At 63.9% G+C, this 26,115-nt stretch carries 19 protein-coding genes; 11 read left to right on the top strand and 8 right to left on the bottom strand.

Annotated features, from left to right (window positions below):
* The first annotated feature begins 77 nt into the window (after positions 1 to 77).
* Both MUY14_RS06980 and MUY14_RS06975 read left to right on the top strand, forming a co-directional pair.
* Complete coding sequence (locus tag MUY14_RS06980) at positions 78 to 308, top strand: hypothetical protein (protein ID WP_247021934.1); 231 nt, start codon at positions 78 to 80, stop codon at positions 306 to 308.
* Complete coding sequence (locus MUY14_RS06975) at positions 305 to 1,102, top strand: Scr1 family TA system antitoxin-like transcriptional regulator (protein ID WP_247021933.1); 798 nt, start codon at positions 305 to 307, stop codon at positions 1,100 to 1,102. Before MUY14_RS06980 ends, MUY14_RS06975 begins: the two co-directional genes overlap by 4 nt.
* Here MUY14_RS06975 and MUY14_RS06970 read toward each other — a convergent pair.
* Positions 1,078 to 2,172, bottom strand: coding sequence for a LysR family transcriptional regulator (locus tag MUY14_RS06970; RefSeq protein ID WP_247021932.1), 1,095 nt, complete (start codon positions 2,170 to 2,172; stop codon positions 1,078 to 1,080). The two genes, MUY14_RS06975 and MUY14_RS06970, sit on opposite strands and share 25 nt — an antisense overlap.
* A gap of 121 nt (positions 2,173 to 2,293) precedes the next feature.
* Here MUY14_RS06970 and MUY14_RS06965 point away from each other — a divergent pair, with 121 nt between their 5' ends.
* From MUY14_RS06965 to MUY14_RS06950, 4 genes are read left to right on the top strand one after another with little or no spacing between them, the layout of a single operon-like run.
* Positions 2,294 to 3,400 (top strand): radical SAM protein, encoded by a 1,107-nt coding sequence (locus tag MUY14_RS06965; RefSeq protein ID WP_247021931.1) that lies wholly within the window; start codon positions 2,294 to 2,296, stop codon positions 3,398 to 3,400.
* Positions 3,397 to 4,029 (top strand): dTMP kinase, encoded by a 633-nt coding sequence (tmk, locus tag MUY14_RS06960; RefSeq protein WP_247021930.1) that lies wholly within the window; start codon positions 3,397 to 3,399, stop codon positions 4,027 to 4,029. The genes MUY14_RS06965 and tmk overlap by 4 nt, the downstream gene beginning before the upstream one ends.
* Entirely contained in the window at positions 4,020 to 4,835 is an 816-nt protein-coding gene (locus MUY14_RS06955; protein ID WP_247021929.1) for an endonuclease/exonuclease/phosphatase family protein, read from the top strand. Before tmk ends, MUY14_RS06955 begins: the two co-directional genes overlap by 10 nt.
* 55 nt (positions 4,836 to 4,890) lie before the next feature.
* Positions 4,891 to 5,385: an NUDIX hydrolase gene (locus MUY14_RS06950; protein WP_247021928.1), complete on the top strand. Its 495-nt coding sequence runs from the start codon at positions 4,891 to 4,893 to the stop codon at positions 5,383 to 5,385.
* On the opposite strand, the gene MUY14_RS47230 is transcribed toward MUY14_RS06950, so the two are convergent.
* Together MUY14_RS47230 and MUY14_RS06945 are read right to left on the bottom strand one after the other, a co-directional pair.
* Entirely contained in the window at positions 5,269 to 5,985 is a 717-nt protein-coding gene (locus MUY14_RS47230) for a GNAT family N-acetyltransferase (RefSeq protein WP_396126759.1), read from the bottom strand. The genes MUY14_RS06950 and MUY14_RS47230 overlap by 117 nt on opposite strands.
* Before the next feature lie 40 nt (positions 5,986 to 6,025).
* On the bottom strand, positions 6,026 to 6,778 hold the full coding sequence (locus MUY14_RS06945) for a hypothetical protein (protein WP_247021927.1): 753 nt from the start codon (positions 6,776 to 6,778) through the stop codon (positions 6,026 to 6,028).
* Positions 6,779 to 7,150: 372 nt separating this feature from the next.
* Between MUY14_RS06945 and MUY14_RS06940 the strand changes: the two genes are divergently transcribed.
* The gene (locus MUY14_RS06940) at positions 7,151 to 7,351 is read left to right on the top strand and encodes a hypothetical protein (RefSeq protein WP_247021926.1); all 201 of its coding nucleotides are present in this window, start codon (positions 7,151 to 7,153) and stop codon (positions 7,349 to 7,351) included.
* 660 nt (positions 7,352 to 8,011) lie between these two features.
* The gene (locus MUY14_RS06935) at positions 8,012 to 9,715 is read left to right on the top strand and encodes a pentapeptide repeat-containing protein (RefSeq protein ID WP_396126758.1); all 1,704 of its coding nucleotides are present in this window, start codon (positions 8,012 to 8,014) and stop codon (positions 9,713 to 9,715) included.
* Positions 9,716 to 10,249: 534 nt separating this feature from the next.
* Here MUY14_RS06935 and MUY14_RS06930 read toward each other — a convergent pair.
* The 3 genes from MUY14_RS06930 to fxsT all read right to left on the bottom strand — a co-directional run bounded on the left by MUY14_RS06930 (position 10,250) and on the right by fxsT (position 16,028).
* On the bottom strand, positions 10,250 to 12,853 hold the full coding sequence (locus MUY14_RS06930; protein ID WP_247021925.1) for a tetratricopeptide repeat protein: 2,604 nt from the start codon (positions 12,851 to 12,853) through the stop codon (positions 10,250 to 10,252).
* 69 nt (positions 12,854 to 12,922) lie between these two features.
* Entirely contained in the window at positions 12,923 to 13,342 is a 420-nt protein-coding gene (locus tag MUY14_RS06925; RefSeq protein WP_247021924.1) for a hypothetical protein, read from the bottom strand.
* Positions 13,343 to 13,442: 100 nt separating this feature from the next.
* Positions 13,443 to 16,028, bottom strand: coding sequence for an FxSxx-COOH system tetratricopeptide repeat protein (gene fxsT / locus MUY14_RS06920; protein WP_247021923.1), 2,586 nt, complete (start codon positions 16,026 to 16,028; stop codon positions 13,443 to 13,445).
* An 888-nt stretch (positions 16,029 to 16,916) separates the two neighbouring features.
* Here fxsT and MUY14_RS06915 point away from each other — a divergent pair.
* The 3 genes from MUY14_RS06915 to MUY14_RS06905 all read left to right on the top strand — a co-directional run bounded on the left by MUY14_RS06915 (position 16,917) and on the right by MUY14_RS06905 (position 23,338).
* Entirely contained in the window at positions 16,917 to 20,549 is a 3,633-nt protein-coding gene (locus MUY14_RS06915; protein WP_247021922.1) for an AAA domain-containing protein, read from the top strand.
* Positions 20,546 to 22,066: a hypothetical protein gene (locus MUY14_RS06910; protein ID WP_247021921.1), complete on the top strand. Its 1,521-nt coding sequence runs from the start codon at positions 20,546 to 20,548 to the stop codon at positions 22,064 to 22,066. Before MUY14_RS06915 ends, MUY14_RS06910 begins: the two co-directional genes overlap by 4 nt.
* A 375-nt stretch (positions 22,067 to 22,441) precedes the next feature.
* The gene (locus MUY14_RS06905; RefSeq protein WP_247021920.1) at positions 22,442 to 23,338 is read left to right on the top strand and encodes a PaeR7I family type II restriction endonuclease; all 897 of its coding nucleotides are present in this window, start codon (positions 22,442 to 22,444) and stop codon (positions 23,336 to 23,338) included.
* A gap of 27 nt (positions 23,339 to 23,365) precedes the next feature.
* On the opposite strand, the gene MUY14_RS06900 is transcribed toward MUY14_RS06905, so the two are convergent.
* Both MUY14_RS06900 and MUY14_RS06895 read right to left on the bottom strand, forming a co-directional pair.
* Positions 23,366 to 25,072, bottom strand: a complete 1,707-nt coding sequence (locus tag MUY14_RS06900; RefSeq protein WP_247021919.1) for an Eco57I restriction-modification methylase domain-containing protein — start codon at positions 25,070 to 25,072, stop codon at positions 23,366 to 23,368.
* An 81-nt stretch (positions 25,073 to 25,153) separates the two neighbouring features.
* Complete coding sequence (locus tag MUY14_RS06895) at positions 25,154 to 25,897, bottom strand: PaeR7I family type II restriction endonuclease (protein WP_247021918.1); 744 nt, start codon at positions 25,895 to 25,897, stop codon at positions 25,154 to 25,156.
* Positions 25,898 to 26,115: the final 218 nt, after the last annotated feature.

Here is a 26,115-nt window from a genome sequence, read left to right as displayed (position 1 = left end):
TGCTTCTTTGCCGCGTGCTCCTCGGACTACGCCGTCCATCCTTTTCGGAATCACCACCACGATCGACCGGAGCACCGATGTCCCGCGAAACCACCCGACTCGTCGACACGCTGCTGGCAACGCAGGTCCGAATCAGCCTGCTCGTGCACCAGCTTCAGGACGGAACGGCGACAACGGACGATCAGCGGCAGTTCGCAGACGGGCTCGAGGAGCTGCTGGACATCCTGCAGTCTCACGCCGCGGACGTCGACGCCGGCATCGTGCCGACTCCGCACGACTTCCTTCTCGCAGAACGGCACTTGGCATGACCGACGCATCGTTGCGCTACCCCGGCTTCTACGTGGTCGGCCGCGCGATCCGGGAACATCGAATGGCTCGGAACATGAGCCTTCGGAAGCTGGCCCGCCTGATGGGCACCAGCCCAAGTCTCCTTTCGAGTTGGGAGACCGGAGAACGACGCATTCCAGCGGTACCGCTGGGCTGGGCGCTCGGCCTGCTTGAAGTACCGGCCGCCGAATGCCATCTCCTCAGCCGACTTCACGCAGAATCCGAGCGTGCGAGCTACGTCGAAGGAAACGACTCCGGCGAGATCAGCCTCCAGCGTGCGTACGACCGATACACCCTTCACACCTATGAATGGGCGCCGAAGGTCGTCCCGGACCTTCTCCAGACGTTCGGCTACGCTCACGCCCTTCCCGGAGCGCGCACCCGGCCCGACGACGTCGACCAGGAGATCTTCGCGCGCCGCGTCCGACAGGTCGATCGAGATTCCCGGCATCGGCACACCCTCCTGCTGGGCTCGGCCGCGTTGACCCTGGAAGGCATCCCGGCGGAGGTCGTGCAAGCGCAACTTCAGGAGATCACCACCTCACCGAACCGGTGGCGAGTGGACACCCGGATCGTCCCGGCCGACGCGGCCATCTCTCCGACGATCGAGTCCTTCGTCATCTACGAGACCGCGGAGAAGGCCTTCACCGTCGTTTTGAGACACGAGCACTCGACGGTCTACCTGTCCGACCTGACGACAGTGAGGCGCTACAAGTCGACGTTCGATGCGCTCCAGCGGGTAGCTGTCGCCTATGAGCCGGTGACCTCATGTTGAGCGTCACGGCCTGCCGGGGCGGCAGCCGCGAAGGCGTCCCAGAGCAAGTTGAGCGGGTGATCGGCGGCGTATCGCTGTCGTTCGCCTGCGCGAGCGAAGATTCCCGTGACGATTTCGAGCTCAGGTTCGTAGCCTGTGCCGAGCTGAATCTTGCGGAGGTTCGCCCCGGGCAGCCGACCTTCGATGGCCGCGTCGGCGACCCGCTCGGTCGTGAGCAGGCAACCGAACATCAGCTTGCTGCTGAGCAGGTTGAGGCCGTAGTTGAGGGCGTCGATGTCGGCGACCACGTGGAGCTTGCCGCGGTACTCCGGGCCGTACCAGCGGGTGAGGAAATCGGCCAGGAGCCCGGCGGTCGGCGCGAGCAGCGGCAGGTCGGCGAGGGCGTCGCGCGTCACCGGCCGGTCGGGGACCTCGCGGGTGCTGAGGTTGGTCAGCAGGGAGACGCGTTCGCGGTGCCACTCGAGGAAGTCGTGCGGCACGTCCGGACCGCGGCCGCGTTCGGCAGCGAACGAGCCACACACGAGATCGACCTGCTCAGCGTCCAGCTTGGTCTTGAGGTCGCGGGTCCGGACATGCTCGATCTTGAGCTGGATGCCTCGGCGTTCGAAGGTGTCGCGCAGTTGCGGCCAGACCTCGCCGAGGAACTCGACGGTGAATTCGGTGGTGCCCACCGTGATGGTGGACCCGACCCGCCGGCGGGCGCCGTGGACGCGTTCGGTCCAGGCACGCAGCGTGCTCGTGGCCAGCGCGACGACCTCGTCGCCGGAGCTGGTGAACAGGAAGTCCTTCCCGCGCCCCTGCTTCGCGACAAGCGCCTCGCCCATCAACCGGATCGCCGCATCGTTCAGTGTGTCGAGCTGCTTCTGCACGCTGGACTGCGACCGTTGCAGAACCCGGGCCGCGCGTTGCGCACTGCCCGTGGCGTGCACGACGGCCAGCGTCCTCAGCTGGTCGAGGCTCGTGTCAAGCAGCTCCGCGGGGAACCCGAGCAGCTCGGCGACTTCCGAGTCCCTCACCAGCGTCTCCTCGCTTGTTTTCCAGCCGGATAGTTCCAGTTCTACTTCGAGCAATTGTAGTCATAATGCTCCGAAGTTTTCTTTCGAGCATTACTAGACAATTTATTGCTCTAGCGAGCACCGAGTGGTCTACTCGTGCCACCGCCACCGCTCGCCCGACTTGGAGGTCCGAAAGATGACCGTCCGTCCGATCGCCGTCGACGAGCAGGCGTCGAGCTGCTACTTCCGCACCACGGTCGATACCCCGTACCGCAAGGCGCTCGTCCAGATCACCGAGCGGTGCAACCTACGCTGCGCTCACTGCTTCGTCTCCGCGACCAAGCGCGGCAAGGACATGCCGCTGACCGAGGTCGTGAAGAAGGTCGTCCCTCGGCTGGCCGACGCCCGGGTACGCCGGGTGACGCTGACCGGCGGTGAGCCGACCGTTCACCCGGGCTTCCTCGGCATCGTGCACGCCTTCCGCAACGCCGGGATCGACGTCGGCATCTGCACGAACGCCACCGAGCTCGACGACAAACTCATCCAGCAGCTCGCGACGGCCGGAGTCCACGTCAACGTCTCGCTCGACGGGTTCGCCGCCGACTCCCACGGCCTGTTCCGCGGCGACCGCGCCTCGTTCGGCGTGACCGTGGCCAACGTCCGCAAGCTCGCCGCGGCCGGACTCCTGCAAGGACTGTTGTGCACGCCGAACTCTCTGGCCGCCAACGAGGAGTACGTGCAGCTGTGCGAGTTCGCGCGCGAGAACGGTGCCCGCTACGTGCTGCTCAACCCGCTGGGCAGCATGGGCCGCGGCGTAAGGTCCCAGCGGAAACTCGCCAAGTCCACTATGCACATGCAGGAGATCTTCGAGCTGACCGCGCCGTTCGACGGCCCCGACCTCGACATCGCCCACATCCGCTTCCCCAACACCGACCGCAAACCCCTCGCCGGCTGCGAAGCCGGAACGATCATCTACGTCTTCACCCCGGGCGAGGTCACCGTCTGCCCCTACCTCGTCTTCGCCGCCCGCACCCCAGTCTCTCGCCACCCCGACACCGACTTCATCGTCGGCAACATCTTCACCGATCGCGACCTCGCCGCCCGCCTGGACGCGTACCGCTTCCACGAGCGGTTCCAGGTCGGCGCAAATCCGACCTGTACGTCCTGCAGCCTCGAATCCGCCTGCGGCAAGGGCTGCCCGGCCGCGGTCGTCGCCGCGGGCGGACGCATCGGCGACGTCGACGCCGAGCAGTGCCCCGTCACCGCCGAGACCCGCCGGCTGCTGCCCCTGGACGTCGCGTGAGCGCGCCGCGGCTGCCGGGCAAGCTGGTGGCATTCGAAGGCCCCGGCGGCGTCGGCAAGACGACGATCACTGCGTTGGTCGCCGAGCTCCTCGCGGCGGACGGCGTTCCCGTGCACGCCACCGTCCAGCCGTCGCGTTCCCCGCTGGGTGATCTGGCTCGGCATGGCACCGACACCTACCGCGACATGGCTCTGGCCTGCCTCTGCGCGGCCGACCGTCACCACCAGCTGGCCAGCGAGATCCTCCCAGCGCTGGCCGAGGGCAAGATCGTGCTCTGCGACCGGTACGCGGCATCGTCGCTGGTCCTGCAGGGGCTCGACGACATCCCGTTCGATGTCGTCTGGGCGCTCAACCACGATGTGTACCGCCCCGACCTCGTGTGCGCGCTGAAAGCTCCACCCGCGGACGTCGAACAGCGGCTCCGGGCCCGCGGCGGGCACAGCCGCTTCGAGCGGACCCCCGGAAGCAGCTTTCGGGAAACCCTCGGCTACCTGGCGGCCATGACGTTCCTGCGCGACCAGGGCTGGCCCGTCGAGATGATCGAGTGCGCCGAAGATCCCCGCGCCACGGCTGGCACCATCGTCGACCTGATCCACCGCACCCGCACGGAGAGCCCGGCATGCCCCTAACCGTCCTCACCCTCAACGTCGGCAACCCCGCCCTGGAGCGAGCCCGCCGCCAACGCGACTGGCTCGCCCGCCGCGACGAGGACGTCTTCGTGCTCACCGAGACCGGCTCAGGGCCCGGCACCCAGCTGATCGCCGAGTCCTACCGCGACGCCGGCTGGTCGGTCACGTTCTCCGAGCACCCCGGCAAGGAACGCGGCGTCATGCTGCTATCCCGGTTCGAGTGCACGGTGGACCCCATCGGCGCGGCGATGTCCTACCTGCCCGCGCGGCTGGCCGGCATCGTGGTGGACACCGACGACGGGCCGCTGCGCATCGTCGGCGCCTACGTCCCCTCCCGCGACGCCACCGAAGCGAAGACGACCCGCAAGCGCGAGTGGATCGAGGCCTTCCACCAGGCGTACGAAGCCACCAGCGACGACGCCGCCGTTCTCCTGCTGGGTGACCTCAACGTCCTGGAGCCCGGGCACGTGCCGCCGCACCCGGGGCAGTTCGCGCCGTTCGAGACCTCCTTCTACATCGCACTGACCCACCGGCACGGCCTCACCGATGCCTTCCGCGCGCTGCATCCGACCGCTATCGAGCACAGCTGGGCCCGCCGCGCCGAGCTCGGCTACCGCTACGACCACGCCCACACCTCCACCTCGCTCCTCGCCCACCTCACCAGCTGCACGTACGTCCACGACGCCCGTTCGGGTAACTCCGCGCTGACAGACCATTCGGGACTCGCCGTCACGCTGGCGCTCACCGCGACCGCGCCGCTGATAACGTCCGACCCGGCCGCGGACCGCGAGGCAACACTGTTCTAGCTAGGGTGCTCGTGCCCGGTCGCCACGCCAGCCGCCGAGTACGAGGACCCACCGGATGACCGTTGCCAGCGAACCGGCCCTGAGGGTCGGCGCCCGCGTCCTGCTCCTCAACTCCGCCGACGAGGTCCTGCTCATCCACGCCCGCGATCCGGACAACCCCGGCCACCACTGGTGGGAACTCCCCGGCGGCGGCCAAGACCCGGACGAGGAGCTCGAGGACACCGCGCGACGCGAGATCGCCGAGGAAACCGGACTCGTCATCGACCAGATCGGCCGCAAGCTCTGGACCCGCGAAAGCCGCTTCACCTACCGCGGCCGCGACCACCACCGCCTCGACCACGTCTACCTCGCCCGCACGGACGACACCGCACCGCGCACCGCCCTCCGGCACACCGCCAACGAACGCGCCGGCCTCATCGAGCACCGCTGGTGGTCAGCCGCGGCGCTCTCGACCTGTTGCGACAAGCTCCTGCCGCCTGAGCTGCCACACCTCCTGCAGGAGCTCCTCGACGACCGACTCCCCCTTGCTCCGCTGGTAATCACTGCGTGACGTCAACTGCACCGGCGTGGGCACGTAGCTGACCGGGCCGGCGCATCGCGATCCGGGGCCACGGAACGACTGCGCCACCGGCCTGTCCGGCAGCGACGTCGTCCACTTGTAGGACGGCGCCCGCGCTACCGCAGCCGCCACGAGCGTGCGGCCAAAGCCGAGACGCCGGTAGTCGGCGGCGACGTGGACGTAGTCGAGGGTGGCCGTTCGACAGCCGGCGCACGGGCTCGCGGTGACAGTGCCGACTTCAGCGCCGTCGAGCTGGAGTCCGATCCGGCCGGCAAGCGTTCCCGCGGCCGGTGGGTAGGCGACCAGGGCGAGCCCGTCGCTCGGGGCCGTGCTGGACGGTGACGTCGAGGTGCGCGCATTCGGCGAGGCGCCGGACCACAGGCTCGCAGCCTTCCTGAGCGCGGCAACTTCGAAGAGCGGCGTGCAGGCGGTAGCAGCGGCTGTAGGGCTTGAGCTTGTCGTAAAGGTCCAGGTCGAGCCGGTGGCCGCGCAGCAGACGACGAGTGCGCCGGTTGCCGGCCGGACGGGAATCAGCCCGCCGAACTCGCCGTGCACCCCTGAGCGGACCGCGTCGCGGGCATGGTCGATCATCGGACACTTGGGTTCGAGGGCGACGGTGGCGCTGTGCGGGTCATCCGGCGACCTCGGCCAGCTTGCGGCCGGCCGGTGCGTCGGCGAGGGCGAGGGCGACGGCGATGGCCAGACCGGGGAGTTGCAGCGGGTCGTCGCGCGGGCGAGCCGCAACACCGCGGCCGCGGCTGGTCGCGACGACGTCGCGGAACTCTAGATGGCCGAAGCCATCGTGGGCGAAAACGTGCCACCGGCGCTTCAACCCCCGTAGCTCAAGATCGGCGCCTGGCCATGGACCGGCGGCCAGCAGGACCGCGCCTCGATAACGAACCCGCCCCTCCATGCCGGCGGGCCAGCTGCGGTGCATCCGACGAGCGACGGCCAGGCCGAGCACGACCAGGTCGAACCCGTCGATCAACGCCGATAGCACCGCAGCGACCTCGGCTCCGGGATCGGGGACGAGCGCGAGCCGCTCTAGCTCAACGCCGAGCTCGGCAGCAGCCACCACCCCGATGCCGGGCATGCCGACGATCGCTACCCAAGATCCTTCCTGGCTCACCTCGACGAGCAACGCAAGAACCAGTGCCGTTGAGCCCCGGGCCGACACCGCGCTCCCGCGCCGCAGCCCGCCCGGCACCAGCCCGGCCAGCGCCGATGCCACCGGCAAAACGCCCACAGATACCGAGGGCTCCGGGCTCGGCTCGCCGAGCTGGGCAGCCGTGCGGACGCCGAGATCGCCGCGGGCCCGGCGACCGCCTCCGGCACCGCCACCACGCACCGTCCAGCACCACGAACACGCGCCGGAGACGCTCACGCGGGGAAGTTGTGAGCGAACCGGATACAATCGAACACTTGTTCGAGTACCGTGAGATGATGCCGCCGCTGTCAAGCCGAGCCGGTCAAGCTCACCCCGCCGCGACCACGCCCGCAGCGCACAGCACGCATGTTCGCACGGACGGTCACCAGTCGGAGTAGTGACCAGCGCAAACACGACGAGGTTAGGCCAGCCGGGTTACCGTCGAAGCCAGGTGAAGATGTCTCACCCCGGGACGTCGCCATGGCTGCGCGTGACTCCTCCCGCGTGCCCGACTGAATCACTCCGACGCTGGTCAAGGCCGACGGCGGCCGGCTGCGCACCGGCCCGGAGTGGGCGATTGAGTACAAGCTGGACGACTACCGGACCTGCATGCAAATCACCCCGGACGGCACCACCGCGCTCACCCGCCACAACGGCATCGACTTCACCCACGAGTTCGCCGACCTCAACGGCGCCCTCGATCCCGCCCATCGATGGGTCGGCCAGCGGTGCTCGACAAGGAGATCGTCGTCTGCAACGACGCCGGCCAGATCGACTTTCGGGCTGCCGCAGGAACGCCGCGATCCCTAGCAGAACAACCACAGCTCCCCACTGTGCAACCAGCCGCTCGCCGACATCCCGGTCCGGTTCCCCACCTTCGACCTGCTCCAGCTCGGCACCACGTCGCTGCCACGCGAGCCGTATGAGGAGCGCCATGGCCAACTCGCCCGGCTGGCGACGCCGGACCCGTTCCGGGTCGGTCGTGCGGCACAGTTCACCTTCAGCGAGCTGACTGCCGACCGCCGTACCCCCACAGAGCTTGCTCGGCCACCCCGCCGACACCGGGCACCAGGGCCTGGTCGCGAAACTCCTGCGCGCCCCCATACGTGCCGAGTAAACGACCGGACTGCTGGTGCAAGCACGCCCTCATCCAGACCACCGAGGTCATCATCTGCAGCTGGCGGACCAGGCAGAACCTGCCAGCCACATTCGGCGATGGTGGCAGTGGTGGTGATGCCGCGGCGTGCCACCGGCACTCGAGGCGCCCAGCAGCGTGCCGGACCTCCCGAGGCGATGCGGGAGTAGGTCTCGATCACCCGGGTGGCGCAGAGCGAGACACTTCCCGGCGAAGCGGCACGTGTATCAATTGTCAGCCGCCCAGCGACTAATCAACACATCATTAGCCCCTGCCAGACGCTGTCACGGTGACGGCATCAAATATTGGCATCACCGACATTGAGAGAGGGGAGCGTGAATGTGATGTCTGGTGGCAAAATCAGCGACTGGCGCCGTTGCGTGTTAGTTCCCGACGGTTCGGACGACCAGTGTCGTGGAGCGCAGATTGACGGCTACGACCGATGCTTTACTCATCTCGCATCAACGGAGATCATCCACTTCTTGGAAACTTTGAACCTGGGATCAACCCTAGACCTACGAGGCACAATCATTGACTTGACTACATCAGACCAACTCAACCAAACGTTACGCTCTTTGGCACAATCAGCCACCGAAATTGCTATCGATGCCACTGAAGCAACCTTTACTGGTAGTGCAGATTTTAGCGGATTGACTTTGCGTGAAGCTACATTCATCCGCTCAAAATTCTCAAGTGACGCCAGTTTCGTCAATACGGCTTTCACAGGGGATTCCACCTTCAGTGGAGTGGATTTTGGTGCAACTGCCGACTTTACCCGTGCCACCTTTAGTGACACCGGAATCTTCACAGGTGCAACTTTTCGTGAATCAACAGAATTCGCCGGAGCAAGATTCGCTCGTATTGTCAATTTTTCTCGCGCAAACTTTGTACTCTCCGAGAGATTAGGTCCTTTGATTGCTTGCAAGATTGATCTAAGCGGAACACAGTCAGGAGTCGCGATCCTCATCGAGGCAGAGACCGGCGAACTATCTTGCCGAAGGGCTCGTTTTTCTGGCGGAGTGGAGCTCAGAGTTCGCCATGGTCTCGTTGATCTATCTGAAACATTCCTTGGTGCAGCATCATCGGTTGCAACCTCGGCGAGGAAGTTTACGTTTACTGGCTACCTGAGCGATCCTGGCGTGATGTGGTCCCCGTCCGCCACAGAAGAACAAATCGAAGAATGGCACACACGCACAAATGCAAAGGATCACCGCCCGATATTAACATCACTGAAAGGAACCGACGTATCGGAATTAGCCCTGACTGATGTCAATTTGCAGTGGTGCAGGTTTGCCGGAGCTCACCACCTGGACAAGGTGCGCATCGAGGGCGACAGCGAATTCTCAAGGCCCCCGAAAAGTTTATGGCGAAGCTCTCGTCAGGTTTTATTCGAGGAGCATCCTTGGCGCGCTAGTCGTCACCCATATTATAAATGGCTCCACTTTGCACCTTTCGACAACCGCCTGGACTATACGGAGAAGGTCGGAGCAGATCGACTGGCAGCCTTGTACCGATCTCTTCGAAAAGCACTTGAGGACGGCAAGAATGAAGCTGGCGCAGGCGACTTCTACTACGGCGAACAGGAAGCACGGCGCGGCGCCGGTGGAACTTCGACAATTGAGCGAATTCTTTTATGGTCATACTGGTTAGTCGCAGGGTACGGACAGCGCGCGTCGCGCACCTTTGCCGCACTTATTGTGTTAATCACAATTTCCTCAGTTCTTCTAATCACATGCGGCCTCGCCACTCCAGGACCCACGACGCAATCATCGACATTCAGCTATAGAACATCGAACGGCGACCAGCAGACGGTCACGAGCACCACCGATGTCGCGCCACAATTACAGCGATACACAGCCAGGTGGACTCACACACGAATCGACGCTTCCATACGCACTTCGCTAGGAGCGGTAGTATTTCGGGATGCCAGCCAGAAACTGACAACTCCCGGCGTCTGGACCGTAATGGCAGCTCGGTTCATCGGCCCAATATTGCTGGCATTAGCAGCTCTCGCCGTCCGCGCCCGAGTCAAAAGATGACACGCGACGGCAGGGCGCCCAATTCCGAAAGAAGCACACTGTCCAAGGGGACAGAGGAGACTGAACTTCTTGCTGCGACTGGGGTCACCCACCTCACTCCAGAACCCAACGTCACGATAGCTACCCCGTCAAAGAGTCATTCAGCCATGCCTGTAGCGGATTCGGCGGCAACTTCCCACGAAACTTGCGAACTTCCAGCGTCCTCACCATGGCGCTGATCGCACCAGCAGGGCGTCGAGGATGAGGGCCTGCGCGTGTGGCGTGAGTCTGTGGGCGCGCGCTGTCGTTGCGTCGTCTCCGGGGCACAGTATGGTCAACTGCTAGGCCAACGACCGCTGCGGCGGCGTCGCGAAAATGACCGAAGCCATAATCAGCAAATCTGCCAAAACTAGACCACTCCAAACTGCCCACTGCAAGCCTCCCCGAGCTGGCACCTCATCGGCATGCGCCCAAACGCCGAAGAACGGGATGCGCATGATCGGCAAGTAGACGATCGCACCAGGCGATGGTCGATCCAATTTATCCGTCAATTGGCTAGCCTCGACGAGGATGGGGACGCAAGAATATTTTGGCGGCTTCGAGGTTCTTTTGGATCGCGGTCGTGGTGGGATGCTTGACTCCAAGGGCCCGAGCAGAGTCTGCCACAACGGATTCCAGCAACAGAATTGCCTGCTCCCGATCACCGGCCGCCCCGTACGCTTGGGACAGGTTATTCTGCGCAATCAAGGTCGCCCGGTGATCACGTCCGAACACCCGCGCGCAGGAAGCTGCAACGGATTGCTGCAGTACGATGGCGCGGTCGAAGTCGCCCACCGAGCGACATGCGTCGGCCAGGCGACTTTGAGTTTTCAATGTACTAGGATGATCAGAACCAAGCACGCGAGCACAATCAGCGACGCCAGACTCGTAGAGTTCCATCGCCTGCTTCAGATCGCCCGCAGCATGATGTGTGGCAGCAAGGCTGAACCGCGAATGCAACGCGTCTGGGTGATCAACACCTAGTATTCTTTCATAATCCGCGACTATGGATTCGTAGAGTCGGGTCGCCCTCACCAGATTGCCTGCGGCTCGGTAAGCTTCCGCCAGACCCCGCTGGAGTTGCAAGGTCTCCGGATGGTCACCCCCAAGAGCACTCAGGGCATCTTGGACGGTGGACCTATGTAAGCGAATTGCTCGCAGCAGGTCACCTGACTCCTTATAGCTGGTTGCCAACTTTGCCCTTGAGTGCAGCGTGTCCACATGATCAGAACCAAGAACCCTGACGCGGTCGGACACGATGGACTCGAAGAGCAAAATTGCCTGATCTACATCACCTGCCTCCAGATAGGCGTTAGCCAGATTATGCCGAGAATTCAGCGTTGCCGGATTGTCGACGCCTAGCACTCTGGCGCGATCAGACGCGACTTCGGTGTGCAATTCGATTGCGCGAGAAAAATCCTCGGCGTCATGGTAGGAATTTGCCAAATTATTCCGCGCGGTCAAGGTGCCCGGATGATCGACACCCCACAGACGCGCGCGGTCGGCGACCGCCGATTCCAACAGCGGGATTGCCCGATCGAGATTACGTGCAGTTTTGTATGCAGTGGCCAGGTTATGTCGCAAGACCAGTGTGCCCCTGTCGTCCGGGCCGTATGCTTTGAGGCAGTCGGAAAGGGCGGATTCGAGTAGCGGGATCGCCCTGTCGAGTTCACCTGCAGCACAGAGGGCGCCTGCCAGATTGGTGCGTACACCTAAAGTGGTCCAGTGATCGGAGCCACGATGGGTTTCCATGCCCTGCGCGGCGCGGGTGAGATACGAAAGAGCGGTGGTGACATCACCTCGGCGCTCCACGTAGACACCCATATAGTTCAGGAGCAGGCAAAGTTCCTCAGTGTCCACTGCAGGATCAGTGCACTCAGACAACGCACGTACGTGGGATTGCACCGCTTGGTAAACGGGCCAGGATGACGGCACTAGGGGGTCAAGGTCGCTAATGGCTTGAGCGAGAGCGGTAACGGCGGTTGTACGAGCGGCGGCAATGTCCTCGGGAAGCCTATGTGGGTCAGCGCGATCCGGTGTGCGAGCTACGGCCTGCACCAGGCGGTGAACGCCGATCGTGTCGGCGGTGAGGTTGACCATGCTGTATGCACTCAGCCGGCCGAGTGCTTTACGGACTAGGGGTTCTTCGGCGATTCCGGTCAGCAGGCTGGCGGGAATGTCGTCGGGAGCGTACCAGGCCAGCACCCGCAGCACCTGCCCGACCAAAGGTGTGCCAGTGAGACGATCCAGGGTGACACGCCAGACCCGTGCCATTGTGCGCTCTGCGTCTACCCCCTCTGCGGTCTCTCCATACATTGTGGCCGGATACCGGGCCAGCAGGCCCAGATACTCGACGGGAGTAGCGGACGTCTCGGCCATGTATGCGCTGGCCTGCTCGATCGCCAGTGGCAAACACCCCAGTATTCGACACAGGTCGGCGGCGCCCTCAGCACCGGCCTTGGAGTCGTGCGCCTCCAGGATCTTAGTCATCAACTCGACCGCGTCGCCCTCGTCCAACACATCCAGATTGACTGCGGCGGCGATGGTGTGCCAGCCGTCGGCGCGGCGGCTTGTGATCAAAATCCGCCCTCCGGGTAGCCGCGCCAGCAAGGCCCTAGCTTCGGCGGGCTGGTTGAGGTTGTCCAGGATCAGCAGCCAGCCCGTGTGGGTGGCAAGCCACTGTCGAGCCAACTCGGCCTGCTGTTCGAACGGCGCCTGCACCAACTCGGGCTGAAGCGCGATGGCCAGTTTCGCCAGACCCGACTCGATCGCCGACGGAGTATCCGCGGTGATCCACCACACCAGTGATAATTCGTCCCGATGAGCTTCGGCGTAGTGCGCCGCCAGCGTGCTCTTCCCGATTCCACCCAGACCATGCACCGCAGTCACCACCACAGCCTCCGACGCTGACGAGGTCATCGTCCGATGAAGGCGAGCTAGATCCTCTTCGCGGCCTACGAACATCTCAGACCGAGCCGGCGCGTTGAACACCGCCGAAGCCGCTGGCTGAACCTGATCCATCGGCGGGAGCGGCGGAGGCTTGATGTAGGTGTTGTACTGGGTGTTGTGGTCGCCCGCCTGCACTCCCAGGCTGCCGAACACCTCGTAGGCAACCGGCATGTGACCTCCCGGCTGTGGATGGTCAGGTGCCCGCCCTGGGCCGTGTGAGGAGGTAGGCATCGATGGTCGTCAGTTGAAGGTGTTGGTTTGGGTGTTGTGGTCGCCTACCTGTACACCTTTGTTGTCCTGCAGCAGCACCCGGTACTTTCCCGACTGAGTCCCGGCAGGATCGGTCAGCTCCAAAACCTTGAGCGCCGCTGCTACCAGCTCCTCGTCCGACCCGGCGTCGGACGCAGACAATGCAGCCACGAGCTCCCGCCGCTGCACGGCCCCACCCTCGTCATCGATAGGCTTGACCGCGTCGGTCTCCACCGCCTTCACTACCGCAGGCGGTGGCGATCCCGCACGGCGCAGCACACGCAGAGTCAACGCCTTCAACCCCGAGTACGCGTCCTTCACCGCAACAGACGCTGTCTCACGCGCCCCCGTCGCAGCGCCGCCAGCCAGCGCCGCAACCACCAATTCAACCGACTCGATCAAGCCGAACACCTCACTTGTCCGTACCATCAACTATCACCTGTATCGGCCGAGCGGCCCAGTCTGCTACAACATGGGTGCCGACCTACGTGAGTTTCGTGCGAAATTATCCTCATCCTGCCTGTGCAATCTCTTGCAGGTTGTCGCGAATTATATTCGTTAGCCAATGATCTGGGCCTAGTGCCTGTTCGCTGTCGATGAGGGTAGCTTCATAGAGCGGGATAGCTCGCGCCAGATCCCCCATCGCTTTGTAGACACCGGCGAGGTTGTTGCGGCAGAGCAGAGTGTCGGGATGCTTAGGGCCGAGGACCTCTTCGCCGTCGCGGAGAGTAGCTTCGTACAGCGTGACGGCCCGCGCCAAGTCACCAGCCTCCTGGTACACGGAGGCAAGGTTGCCGCGCGAGGCCACCGTATCGGGATGATCTTGACCGAGGACCTCTTCACTGTCGCGGAGAGTAGCTTCATGTAGCAGGGTGGCCTGTTCAAAAGCGCCGACCTTCTGGTACATGTAGGCGAGATTGCCGCGCGATATCAGGGTGCTGGGGTGCTTAGGGCCGAGGACCTCTTCGCTGTCGCGGAGCGTAGCTTCGTGTAGCGAGATGGCCCGCTCCAAGTCACCAGCATGCTGGTAGGCGCTGGCAAGATTGCTACGCGAGATCAGGGTGTCGGGATGCTTAGGGCCGAGGATGCGCTGTCGATCAGCGAGAGCGGTTTCGTACAGCGGAATCGCGCGGTCTAGGTCGCGTATTGCATGATAGGCGTAACCGAGGCTATTACGCACGGTCAAGGTGCCAGGGTGATCAGAACCAAAGATCCGTTCGCTGTCGATCAGGGCTTCTTCGAACAGCGGGATTGCACGGTCCAGATTCCCAGCCGCTTGGTAGGCATGGGCGAGATTACTGCTTGAGGTCAGGGTAGCGCCGTGGTCGGCACCAAAGTGAGTGAATCGGGTCTGCCGAGCGCGTGAGAAGTACTTGATGGCAGCGTCGAAGCTGCCTTGTTTCAGGAGGTAGTAACCGATTTCGTTCAGCAGGGTGGCGTGATCGGGAGTGTATTCGTCGGGCGATGTGAAACGGAACGTGGCAGCGGCGTGCGGCAGGACCGCTTCGTATGCCGGCCAATCGTCGGGGTCGCGCGGGTGGCTGTCAGCGACCGCTGCGACAAGGGTGGCGACGGCGGTGGCTTGTGCTGCGGTGATGTCGGCTAGCTGATGGTGGGGGTCTTCTGGCCTGGGGGTGCGAGCGACGGCTTGCACAAGGCGGTGAACACTGATGGTCTCGCGGTTGAGAGTGATCATGCTGTAAGCGGCGAGCCGACCCAAGGCGTGCAACACGTCGGGTTCATCGGCGTTGACGGCGAGCCAGGTGCGGGGAATGTTGTCCGGGGCGTACCAGGCAAGTTGGCACAAGAACTGACCGGACAAGGGGGTGGTACTCAGCTGGTTGAGGGTGACCTGCCAAACCCGGGCCACGGTGCGTTGTGCGTCACCGCCTTCTCTGGTGGCGGTGTAGAGGCGTGCTGGGTAACGGGCCAGTAGATCGAGGTATGCGGTGGGGCTGATTCGGGTCTGGGCAAGATAGGCAGCCGCTTGTTCCACCGCAAGCGGCAGGTACCCCAGCTCGTCGCACAACCGCTCGATGTCGGTGAGGTCTGCATCGGGCCACTCGGCTTGTACCGTCCGTGCCAAGAGGTCGATCGCCTCAGCGTGGCTCAGCACGTCCACCCGAACACTGGTTACCTTCCCCCATCCGACGGCCTGTCGGCTGGTCATAAGCACGGTGCCAGTCCGCACGCGCTCCAGCAACGACGAGGTGTGGTCGGGTGACACTACGTTATCCAACACCAGCAACCAGCCGTCGTGGGTGGCCAGCCACCGTATCCCCAGATCGGTGCGTTGCTCCATGGGCAGCTCCGCGGTGGCGGGCGCGAGAGCGACAGCCAGCGCGGCCAGGCCGGTATCGATGGCGGTCGGTGAGTCCGCGGTGAGCCACCATCGGAAGCCAAACCTGTCCGCGTTGAGATGGGCGAACTGGGCTGCCAGCGCGCTTTTGCCCACGCCGCCCAGGCCGTGCACCGCGACCACCGCCGCACGGCCGGCCGTACTCAGCACCTTCTTGAGCTGCCTCAGCTCGCCCGAGCGGCCCACGAATACTGCTGGCTCAGGGGGGATCCGCGAGAGGCTCGACAACGCCGGCGTCAACTCCATCGCAGGCTGCGGAGCCTTCGAGTAGTAGTTGTGTTGAATGTTGCCAGTACCCACCTGCACGCCCTGGCTGTTGTGAATGTCATGTGGAATCTGATCTTCCGGCAGGGATAGGTCGCCCACCGGCACACCTTTGTAATTCTGCAGCAGCACCCGGTACTTCCCCGACTGAGTTCCGGCCGGATCGGTGAGTTCCAGGACCTGGAGCGCCGCAGTTACCAGCTCGTCGTCTGCACCTGCGTCTGCTGCGGTCAACGCGGCCGTGAGCTCGCGTCGCCACGCGCCCCCTCGCTCGTCGTCGGCTAGCGTGACCGCATCAGCCTCCACTGCCTCCACCACCGCAGGCAGCACCGACTGCGCACGGCGCAGCGCGCGCAGAGCCAGCGTCTTGACACCCGAGTACGCCTCCTTCAACGCGGTTGATGAGGACTCACGTGCCCCCGCCGCCGCACCGCCAGCCAATGCGGCGACCACCAGCTCCACCGACTCGATCACATCTGCCCCATCTCGCCGCGTCCGTCCATCGCTACCAGCGTCGGCCAAGCTGCTACAGCCTCGACCCCCTGCATTCACAGCGAACGCGCTCATGCCGTTGGTCGCACGGCTGTCCAATCATACGTTGAGTGGACAGCCGGCTCCGGCTTAGAGGACTGCCGCCCGCACGGTAACTGCTTGCCGCGCAAGATGGTCAGCAGCCCACGGGCCTCCCATGGCCAATCTGTTCAATGTCGGCGAGATGTACGACGAGGACTACCTGCTTTTCTTCGCTTCGGTCGCAAGACCGACCCCGCCGGGTAGGAACCGTCGCCGGGCGAAGCCGCGGCATAGCTGACCTAGCGGTTTCTGGACATGCATCCCGGACATGCAGGTGGACCTAACCTGCGGCCGCGGGGACCTGGACCAATCGCCTGGCGGCGCGCGGCTGCCATGTCACGAGCCTGAACTCATCAGCTGTCTTCCTGAACCAGGCCTGCGTCGACGCCGGCGGCCGCCGGTGTCGACGTCGAGTACGTGGCCGGCGACATGCGCCCGCTACCGTGGACGGCCCACTTCGGCCGGAATGTCAACTACTCAACGACCTTCGGGATTTCGATCCAGCGACAAACTGGTCATGCGCACGATGTGTGAACGAGTCGCGGTGAGCGTCGGCCTGGGTGAACAGCTTTGCCCTGACGGCGTGCACAGTACCGACGCCAGCGATTCACCTCGCGGACAGATCGTCGCTCCGGGCGTTCTGCACGAGCGCACAGGCGAGCCAGTGAGCCGCCGCCGCGCTTCCCGCTATACCGGACGGGGCGGCAGACACACTGGTGCGTATCTTTTCCACATCCAACGCCGCCTAGCGCTCGTGAGTTAGAGTTTCCGCGCCGACGAAGGAGGCACATGCCGCTAGCCGAGGGTGCTGCCCTGCTGCGAGGACGCTACGAGCTAGGCACGCGCAGGTCTGCCACCGGAGACGCCGAGGCGTGGACCGCCTACGACGAGGACGGCGTGCGGTACCTTGCCCGCACGTGGGCCTACGACGGCGATGAGCCCGACCCCGTCCAGCGGGCGCTCTGGGACGCTGAGTTACGCACTCTCTACAAGGTCGGCAGCAGCCCCGGCGCCGACAACACCCTGGCCGTCCTCAAGGACGCCGGTCTCGACCGCGACGCGAAGTCCTTCGTCATGGTCCTGCAGGCACCTGGCTACGACAGCGTCGCGGACGCCCTCGCTGCTCGGGCCGAGCACGTCTGGCTCTCCTCCAACGACCCCGCCGATCGCCGGGAGCTTTGGCGAGCCGCTGGCCGCGTCGCCGCTGGGCTGGCCGTGCTGCACTCCCAGGACGTCCTCCACCGCGACGTCGGCGCGGCAGCCCTGCTGTACCTGCCCGACGAGCCCGCCGAGTCCATCCGGCTAGGTGGCTTCGAGTGGTCGGTCCGGCTCGGCCGCCCCTTGGACGCCGACCCGCCGGTCAGCTGGTCCTCGCCACCCGAGCGGATCGCCGGCGACACCGCAGCCTGGCGCCCTGACGACGACTGGTTTGGCTTCGGCATGCTGTGCGCGCGCCTGGTGCTCAACCTCGAGCGGTTCGCGAACAACGCTCCGACCGAGCGGTACAACCGTGTGGTCAAGGCCATCGAGACCGCCACGACCACGCTCACTGAGCCCGAACGGGCACTGCTCCTCCGCCTGATCGACTCGGACCCGCTTGAGCGGATGACCCGCCCGCACGACATCCAACTATCCATTCGCGGGATCGTCGCACTGCTTGCGGCCCCGCCGGCAGCCCGCGCGGACGATCGACCCTTCACGCTCATCGTCGACCCAAAGCAGACTCAGCTCTACGACTACCTGCTTGAGCGAGGGCTACGGAAGCACCTCGGCTTAGATGACGGCCAGCCCTACAACCCGCGGGACGTCGCCCACACCGACGGCTTGATGGTATTTCTGCGCCGCGACCTCGACGGCGGGTCCCTCTACGCCGTGCCGAAACAGGAGACCGTCCTACTGGTCGGCCGGCGCACAGTAGTCCGGCTTCGCAAGTACTCCCACCGCGACGAGGCGCCTACATGGCAGGTCGCATTCTGTGTAGGCCCGGCCCAGCTCACGAACAGTGAGGGGGGGTCGGCCCGTGTGCGTCTGCCCGCCGGCCGCCTCGCAGTCCGGTCGACAAGGGCCGCCCACAATGACCGGAGCCTGGCCCTGGCGTCCGCGACATGGGACACGGTGCTTCCCCGCATTGAACGCGGCGCCGACCTGGCACGCGACCTTGCCCAATTCCACCAGTTCGTCCGCGCCACTCACCAGATCGAGCTGCTCATGCTCGACGCGACGATCTTCCCCATCGACCTGGTAGCCGGGCCGGACCCTGCTGACGACCCCGGCTTCGAGCAAATCACAGTTCGTGAGCGGCCACGCCCTGAGAACAGGCAGGTCCTCGCGTTCCTGCACAACGACGACCTGGCCGGGTTCCTGCAGCGCGAACTCGAGGCCGGCAAGCCTGACAGCGGCAGCGTCATCCTATCCGGTGAGAACGGGGACGCCCTGGCGCTGCCCGCGGGCGGTAAAGACAACCAGTGGCGCGTCCACGCCGTGGACGACGCAGCGCGGGCCGCGACGCTCCGACGCGCGACCTTCGACCCCGATCGTCCACCGCCGCCGGACCGCGGCTACCTGCGCGGTGCGGGCATGCCCGGCCAACTCAAGCTCATCCGACGCCGCAAGCAGGCAATCGACGCCCTCGACCGCCACAGCTACCTGCTGCGCAGCCTAGCCGCGCCCGGCCAGGTGTACATCGACACCGGCGCGGCCGACCTGCCTGTCAAGCTTGATCCAGAGACCGTCGACGAAGCCAAGCGCCGCGCGATCGAGGACATCCTCCGGGTCCGGCCGATCTACGCACTACAGGGTCCGCCCGGCACCGGAAAGACCACCCTGGTTGCCTGGCTCCTACGCGAGATCCTCCACGACGACCCCGTCTCACAGGTCCTGGTCACAGCCCAGGCACATGGCGCCGTCGACGTCCTCCGAGCACGGGTTACTGAGGCCTTCGAGGGCGTCACACCGGAGCGCAGGCCCCTCGCGGTCCGGCTCGGGTCCCGCAGGGACGACGATACCGCCCAAGACACCGTCGAGGACGTCGCCTTACAGGTCTTGCGCGACAGCAGCAGCACCCTCGCTGCCCTGTCTGACCGCACGCCCGTCCAGCAGGACTGGCTTGACCACGCCACGGCGATGGCCGACGAGCTCGCCAGCCATGAGGCACGAGGGACCGGCGCCGCCGACTTCGTCGAACTGGTCAAGCGCGGCGCAAACCTGACTTACTGCACGACCAGTGCCGGTGAGCTCGAGGCCATCGCCGGCGACCAGTCCTTCGACTGGTCCATCGTCGAGGAAGCCGGGAAGGCGCACGGCTTCGACCTCGCGCTGCCCCTGCAGGCGGGCCACCGGTGGTTGTTGATCGGCGACCACAATCAGCTCCCGCCATATCGGTACGAGGACTACTTGCGCGGCGTCGACGCCCTCGATGCGGTTGTCGAGGCACTGCAAGCGCTGCCCGATACCGGGCCCGGCGTCCTGGATTGGGACTGGGTCTGGTCGTGGAAGGACAAGACCACCGAAGAACGCGCTGCCTTTCAGGGCTACGCGAAGGACTGGCTCAAGACCTTCAAACGGACGTTCGAGCTTTGCCAGGTCGCGGTCGGACAAGGTGACGCCGGGCAGCGCTTGACCGACGACTCGGCAGGCGGCGCCGCCGCGGGTGTACTCATTGAGCAGCACCGCATGCACCCCGACATCGGCGAGCTGATCTCACGCGCATACTACGAGGACCGGCTCGTGAACAGGACCGTCGAAGAAGGCAGGCCCATTGCCCGCGTGTTGCACGGCTTCACCGAGCCGCCCGAGATTCGGGGAAAGGCGATCGTCTGGCTCGACGTCCCGTGGTGCCGCGACGACCCGAGGACCGCAGAGACTGGACCAGCTCAGGGCCGACCGCGCTACACCAACGACGCCGAGACCACAGCCCTAGCAAATTTTCTGGCGACGCTGCGGCGAGAAGCGACTGGCGCCGCAGAGCTCGCCGTCCTGTCGCCGTACAACCAGCAGGCATCTCTGCTGCGACGCCGGATGAGGAAGACCACCCTCCCCGAGGGGCTCGAGCTCAAGCCCGCCCTCAACGCCCGCCCTGGCGATCCCGGCGGCGCCAGCGGCGTCCACACCGTCGACTCCTTTCAGGGCAACCAGGCCGACGTCATCGCGGTGAGCCTGGTGCGCAACAACCTTCACGACCCGGGACATGGCCTGGGCTTCCTGGACGACGCGAGCCGGCTCAATGTGCTGCTGTCCCGCGCTGAGCGGTTGCTCGTGCTCGTCGGCTCCTGGGACTTCTTCCGGGAGCAGGTCCGCACTGTCGAGCTTGACGACACCGCAAACCCCCTATGGCATCTCAAGCGGATTGTCACCGACCTAAGCGATTGGTTCGCCTCCGGCCGCGCCGTTCGGCTCGGCGCCGACCTTGGTGGTCTGTCATGATCGTCCTGTTGCCAGTGAGTAAGTTTCGCGTCCCATACGACCTCGCCCGCGGCAAGCCCTACAGCCGCCTTGAGCACATGGTGCTTAACGCCATCGCCGACGGCGGCGCGACCCTGCGTTCGCTCGCCGAGGCTTTCCGGGTGCACGACAGGCTTCTCGTCCAGGCCGTCGTTACGCTCGTCAACGCTGGCTGGGTCGCCGTTCAAGGAGGGCCGCAAGCGTCGTTCGTACTCACCGGAGCTGGCCACGTGGCCGCCACTGGAAACCGCGAGCCCGTGTCAGTGATTGTCGAGACAGCCCGCCCCGGCATCGTGGTGATGGAGCGTCACTCCGGTCAGGTCGCCCGGCAGTCCGAGGCTCGGCCCTACCGTCGCGACGACCTGACCGAAGTCTGGGACGCCGCCTCCAGGATCGGGACAAGGGTCGTGCGTGACTCTGTCGACGAGGCACAGGTCCAGAAGCTCTTGCATCGTGAAGCCGGTGAATGGGTGCGCCGAATCGGCCGAATCGAGGAGATCAGCCGCGACGCGCACTGGCTCCCCCTCGACGTCGACATCGATGCCAAGCAGGTACTCGGCCTGCCGCCGCCGTGGCGCCACGCTCTTACAGCCCCGGCCCTGGCCGCAGCCGCCGCAGCGGTCGCCCGTTTCCCCCGCACGCCTGCAACACCGCGCGGGACAGGCCGCCCGGCGCGCCGCCGCTTTCTGGGCGTGACCAACGACGAACGGGTGCACCAACGCGGCACCAGCGTGCTGCTCGCCGCCGACGACGTGCTGCGCGGCGGGCATGCGCACGCCACCGCTCTAGCCCAGGCACTCCAGTCGGCACAGACCAGCGTCGCTTTGGCCATTCCCCGTCTCGACGGGTCGGAAGTCTTTGAGGCCCTGGCCGCTGGCTGCGCCGACGCCGTGGCTCGGGGCGTACGCGTAGACCTGCTGATCGGCTCCACCGACGGGGACCCAGCCGACCTAAAGGCCATCGCAAACCGCATCGGTTACGGCGCCGACGCCCGTCATGGTCGGGCGCTACTGCGGACCCGTGTCACGGGCAGTGGCGCCAGCCTGCTGCTATGGGACAGTGCGCCCGGCCAGCTCGTCGGCGTCGTGACCAGCCACGCGTGGGTCGGCCAGACGGAAGGAAGCTCCCAGTCCGCGGGCGTAAGGGTCCTTTCGCCCGCATTATGTGCTGACCTCGCCCGCGCCGTCGCCTCACTGTGGACTGGCCGCAGCGGCGACGACTTCACGGGCGAACCGCTTAGATGGCGGCATCTTGCCGACAAAGTCGAAGAGCGCGCCGCTCTCTCGTTGGACGCCGCAGTGAACGTTACGGCAACCACAGCCGAACTGCTCGTCGACGAGGAGTGCCTGGCCATGGACGACGTACAGGCCTCCGACGCCGCCGTTGGCCTGTACGTCCCGGACCCGGCGGGCGGCGACGTCGGTCGCAGAGGCGTCCAGCTGATCGTGTGTGGCCCCGGCGCCCAGCTTGTCCGGGCAACTCCGGACCCACCCGGATAGTGCCCGTCAGCGGGACTCGGACCGCCGGATTCCGGATGGGCACTGCCTCTGACGGTCATCCGACGACCGTACGCATCGGCAGCCGACGAGCGTCAAGCCAAAAGCCAGCGGGCCGCAGACGTCCGCTATGCCGCCGATCGCGCAGATTCCGCGACTGCTATCCAGCGGCGATCACAGTCCGGCGAGGACATGAGATGTAATGAACGTCCGTTCCCGGCCGACTTCGTGCACCTGTCATATGGTGCGCTTTCCGGTGAGCCGGGTCCGATGCCGGTCGACGGTTGCTCCAGACTCTGCGCCAACAGGCCTCGAACACGATCAGCTTTCGGTAGAGTTGTCTAATCACCGGCGGCAGACCTTGGGGATGGTCCGAGCGTGACACCAGAGCAGCGTGTTGAGGTAGCAGCAGCAATGCTCAAGTACTGGGAGGTACGCAGCAAGGCACGCGATGACCAGAACAGTCGTGGCGTGAACGAGCCCGGCGAACGGGCTGGGGTCACGGGAGGCGGCCACCTTGATCATGTCGCTCACATGCTTGCCCAGGCATGCATCGCAGCCGGCGCCCCACCAACTGAGGTTTACTACAAAGCACCAAAGGACGTCGTGGATAGCGGCGCTTTCACGCCCGGACAGATATCACCTGGCTTCACTCTTCCCGGCTTCTATCGACCAACAAAAATGTGGGACGTTGTAGTTCGCGCCGACGGAAAACCCGTGGTGGCTATCGAACTCAAAAGTCAATTGGGCCCATCCTATGGAAACAATGCTAACAATAGAGCCGAAGAAGCAATCGGCACGGCAACCGACCTGACAAAGGCCGTCGAAAGAGGTCTACTGCCTGACAAGCCATGGACAGGTTACGTCTACATCATCGAAGATGATCCGGCCTCACGCGAGCGCAGCAGAGCAAGGCCTGGGCAAATGTTCCACCCCAAGGACTCTGTTTACGAATCAAGCTCTTACCAGGATCGAGTTCGAATTCTCTGCCAACGCTTAGTCGAAGAACAAATGTATGACTCCACGTGGGCGGTTACCACGTCGAGGCCACACTGCCCGCAAGATACGTGCCCCTACCTGGCCAAGAAGTTCCAAAATCTTAGTCACGATCACGCTTTTGGCTTCAGAGAGCTAGATCCAGAAGCAGGCGGCTATGAAGCTTTTATTGAATCTTTCTCGGCAGTCATCAGGAAACACTACCCTCCGGGACATAAGAGAGCTTTCTTCAGGACACATCCAGACAGGAGTACCCCAACCCTGTACGACTTCGAGTAACCAGCGCACGCCCATAAGACATTGCACTTAATCCAAGACATTTCGATCCAGTTTGTATGCACGCAGAGCCGCCTCGGTCGCCTTCTCAACGTCGCGCGCATCGAACGCTTCGACGAGGGATTCCTTAACGTCAGCTTCCAACGTATCAAATTCCGGCAGCCTGATCCGCTTAAGATACTGAGCCTGAAAGCGCAGAGTGTTCCCGCGCATCCGGACGCAGTAAGCTTCAATAAAAGCCTGCGCGATACGCGACAGCAGAATACCTCCAAGAACCTTCAGATCCCACTGATCAGACACCACGAAGTAGAGATTGTGATGAGGATAGTGGCCGCCCGGCTCCCACACCGGATTGATCGTCGTACGCATATCTTGAATCAATAACTTTGGCTTAGCGATCAAGTCATTGTTGACCTTGTCAATTGTTCGATACCACTGCCTAGGCTTGGACTTAGCAGTGTGGCGCCCCACGAGGCTATCAATATTTCGAGCGTAGTAATCTTCCAGTCGTGGGTACCTCGATAAGTCTACAAGGCCACCCTCCTCATCCCAAGGATTGACCAGGTAATTGCCACTCCACTGAAACTTTCCGGTGCGAGTATCTGCCGACATAGCAAGCGGCAAGAGCCTATCGGTCTCAACAAGATCGTCTTCGGCAGTCACATATACTTTGTCAGCACCAGTAGCGATGCCTATTCCAACCCTAGTTCCACCAGCCGGGTCATGTAAGGACCGAAAATTATCATTGAGATGTTCAATTAAAGCCAACCTTGCAGGACTACCCGATGGCCACATCTCGTCACCCGGGAACCAGTGCGGCAACCGGTACGCCTGATATCCAACACCAGAAGTCGACGCCGATTGCTCATCTATCGGCACCGCTTGCTCATCCATAGACCATGCCGCAAGCTCGGCCGCCGATTCTTCTCCGAAGGAACTTGTTGTATCGGCAACGACAGCCAAACCTTGAGGCCGCCGACTCAACAGCGTAATTGCAGGATAAGCCGCGACCACGGACTCAAATGCGTCGACGTCGTGCATAGTCCAAACGCAGTCTACACTGTAACGTTGACCGACAAATTGCCGCAGGGCGGAACCATATTGATTACGCATCCACCGGTCCGCACAAATGAAAGCCAATCGTCCACCGGGCCTCAAGGAGCGAAGTGCTCTCTCAAAGAAACCAACATAGATGTCAGCTCGGCCGGACATTGTCTTCCACCTAAGCCTGTACGCAGCGGTTAAATCATCAGCCACATCCTCTAGCCGAATGTAGGGTGGATTGCCGATTACTACGTCAACTTCACTGGAAGGAACTTCATCAACAAACAAATTTGGCTCAACATCAGCCGAAAGGAGGTAGTCCTGTCGTTGAACCCAGAGCCGACTCAGTCGCCGAGCACGTCCTACGTCAACCCCATGTTGCTCCAGCAATGCCTGAGCCGCGACCTGACAGTGCTCCACGTTTGACTGCTGCAGGTCATACGCGCGGATAGCATCCTCGAGCGCCTGTTCATCTTCCCACCCATCAGACCGGTCCAAGCTGCGCAGAAGACGCGAGATTGCCGGCAACAGGAAGGCACCGCTACCGCAGGACGGCTCGACGAGTCTCAGGTGTACGAGATCTTTGGCGGCAGTGTAACCGACCAGATCGAGCATGGTCTGAGCAACCCACTCACGGGTAAATACCTCGCCGTACTCGACGGGAGCGATCTTCAACGCGACGTCATGGGACACAAGCTTGCACTGTACGCGGCGCCGACCAGGCGCTGGGACGCCACGCCAGGACTGCGCGAAGATTACATAAAGTCACCAGCTTTACGGATGAGTCGCCTTGGTCGCCTCACCTCGGGCAAATGCCCGGTGCAAGTCGTCGGCGAACCGATCCCATCCTACCTGCGGGTTCGGCTCGTCCCAGTCGAAGACATCCTCATGGACCCCAACTGCCCACGTGAGATGATAGAGACCTGTCTCCCGCATCCGGTGACACATCGTAGCCATCCGACCAAGGTACGACACCTCGTTGAACGCCTCATCCACATGCCCGTGGGCTGCGCTCAGGCCGATGGGACGCGTGCTGTCGGCATTGATCCCCATCACGAAGATGTAGGCGCGACGCAGGTTAGGCGGGAGCAAGCCGTGCGCCTCAGCTTGCCTCGCATCCTCGGCAATGCCGAAGACTTCGTCTGCACGGTTGTTGAGGTTCTTGCCCTCGCTTCCGCTCATCGACTTGAACTCCACCGCCAGGACAGGCGAGCCGTGCTGAAGGACAAGGAGATCCCAGCTCTTGGTCGGCCGATAGTAGCCAGCCAAGGTGGCACCCTTGTTCCGGCGGAGCTCCAGATCTTGGGCACCCGTGGCTTCCAGCTCCTCCACCACGAGGTCACAGACTCCCTCTAGGTGCCGCCCTCCAGTGACTGAGGAGCGACGCCCCTGTTGAGGGGTCCCACGAGCGGACGAGCGTTCCGCTTGCTCCGCACGCACACTCACCCACAGTTGCAAGGCCTTGTCGATCCGTGCTCGTGTCGCGGCGTCCACTAGAACCTGCCCACCCCTCAGCATCAAGTCTTTGTCGAAGACACTACAGAGGCAGGGCTGCACGTGTCTCCAAGGCGGCCAAGAGCGTGTTGTAGGCGTTGGTTGCAATGTGAATCCGCTATGTCGGGACTCTTGGCGGCCCACAACGACGGGTAGGCCTCTGTCTGTGCGTGCGCAGCTCTTGGCCTCGCACGTCGTCACAGCCCGTGTCCAACTCCCGGGTCAGCGGTGGTGTTCTGGGC

It is taken from the genome of Amycolatopsis sp. FBCC-B4732, from assembly GCF_023008405.1.
Taxonomy (GTDB): domain Bacteria; phylum Actinomycetota; class Actinomycetes; order Mycobacteriales; family Pseudonocardiaceae; genus Amycolatopsis; species Amycolatopsis pretoriensis_A.
This window is presented reverse-complemented; position numbering and strand designations above follow the sequence as displayed.

What these genes read in the sequence shown, in the direction of transcription:
- MUY14_RS06980 (WP_247021934.1), top strand. Translation starts at nt 78, where the DNA reads ATGTCCCGCGAAACCACCCGACTCGTCGACACGCTGCTGGCAACGCAG.
- MUY14_RS06975 (WP_247021933.1), top strand. Translation starts at nt 305, where the DNA reads ATGACCGACGCATCGTTGCGCTACCCCGGCTTCTACGTGGTCGGCCGC.
- MUY14_RS06965 (WP_247021931.1), top strand. Translation starts at nt 2,294, where the DNA reads ATGACCGTCCGTCCGATCGCCGTCGACGAGCAGGCGTCGAGCTGCTAC.
- MUY14_RS06955 (WP_247021929.1), top strand. Translation starts at nt 4,020, where the DNA reads ATGCCCCTAACCGTCCTCACCCTCAACGTCGGCAACCCCGCCCTGGAG.
- MUY14_RS06950 (WP_247021928.1), top strand. Translation starts at nt 4,891, where the DNA reads ATGACCGTTGCCAGCGAACCGGCCCTGAGGGTCGGCGCCCGCGTCCTG.
- MUY14_RS47230 (WP_396126759.1), bottom strand. Translation starts at nt 5,985, where the DNA reads ATGATCGACCATGCCCGCGACGCGGTCCGCTCAGGGGTGCACGGCGAG.
- MUY14_RS06940 (WP_247021926.1), top strand. Translation starts at nt 7,151, where the DNA reads ATGCAAATCACCCCGGACGGCACCACCGCGCTCACCCGCCACAACGGC.
- MUY14_RS06930 (WP_247021925.1), bottom strand. Translation starts at nt 12,853, where the DNA reads ATGCCGGTTGCCTACGAGGTGTTCGGCAGCCTGGGAGTGCAGGCGGGC.
- MUY14_RS06915 (WP_247021922.1), top strand. Translation starts at nt 16,917, where the DNA reads ATGCCGCTAGCCGAGGGTGCTGCCCTGCTGCGAGGACGCTACGAGCTA.
- MUY14_RS06910 (WP_247021921.1), top strand. Translation starts at nt 20,546, where the DNA reads ATGATCGTCCTGTTGCCAGTGAGTAAGTTTCGCGTCCCATACGACCTC.
- MUY14_RS06895 (WP_247021918.1), bottom strand. Translation starts at nt 25,897, where the DNA reads ATGCTGAGGGGTGGGCAGGTTCTAGTGGACGCCGCGACACGAGCACGG.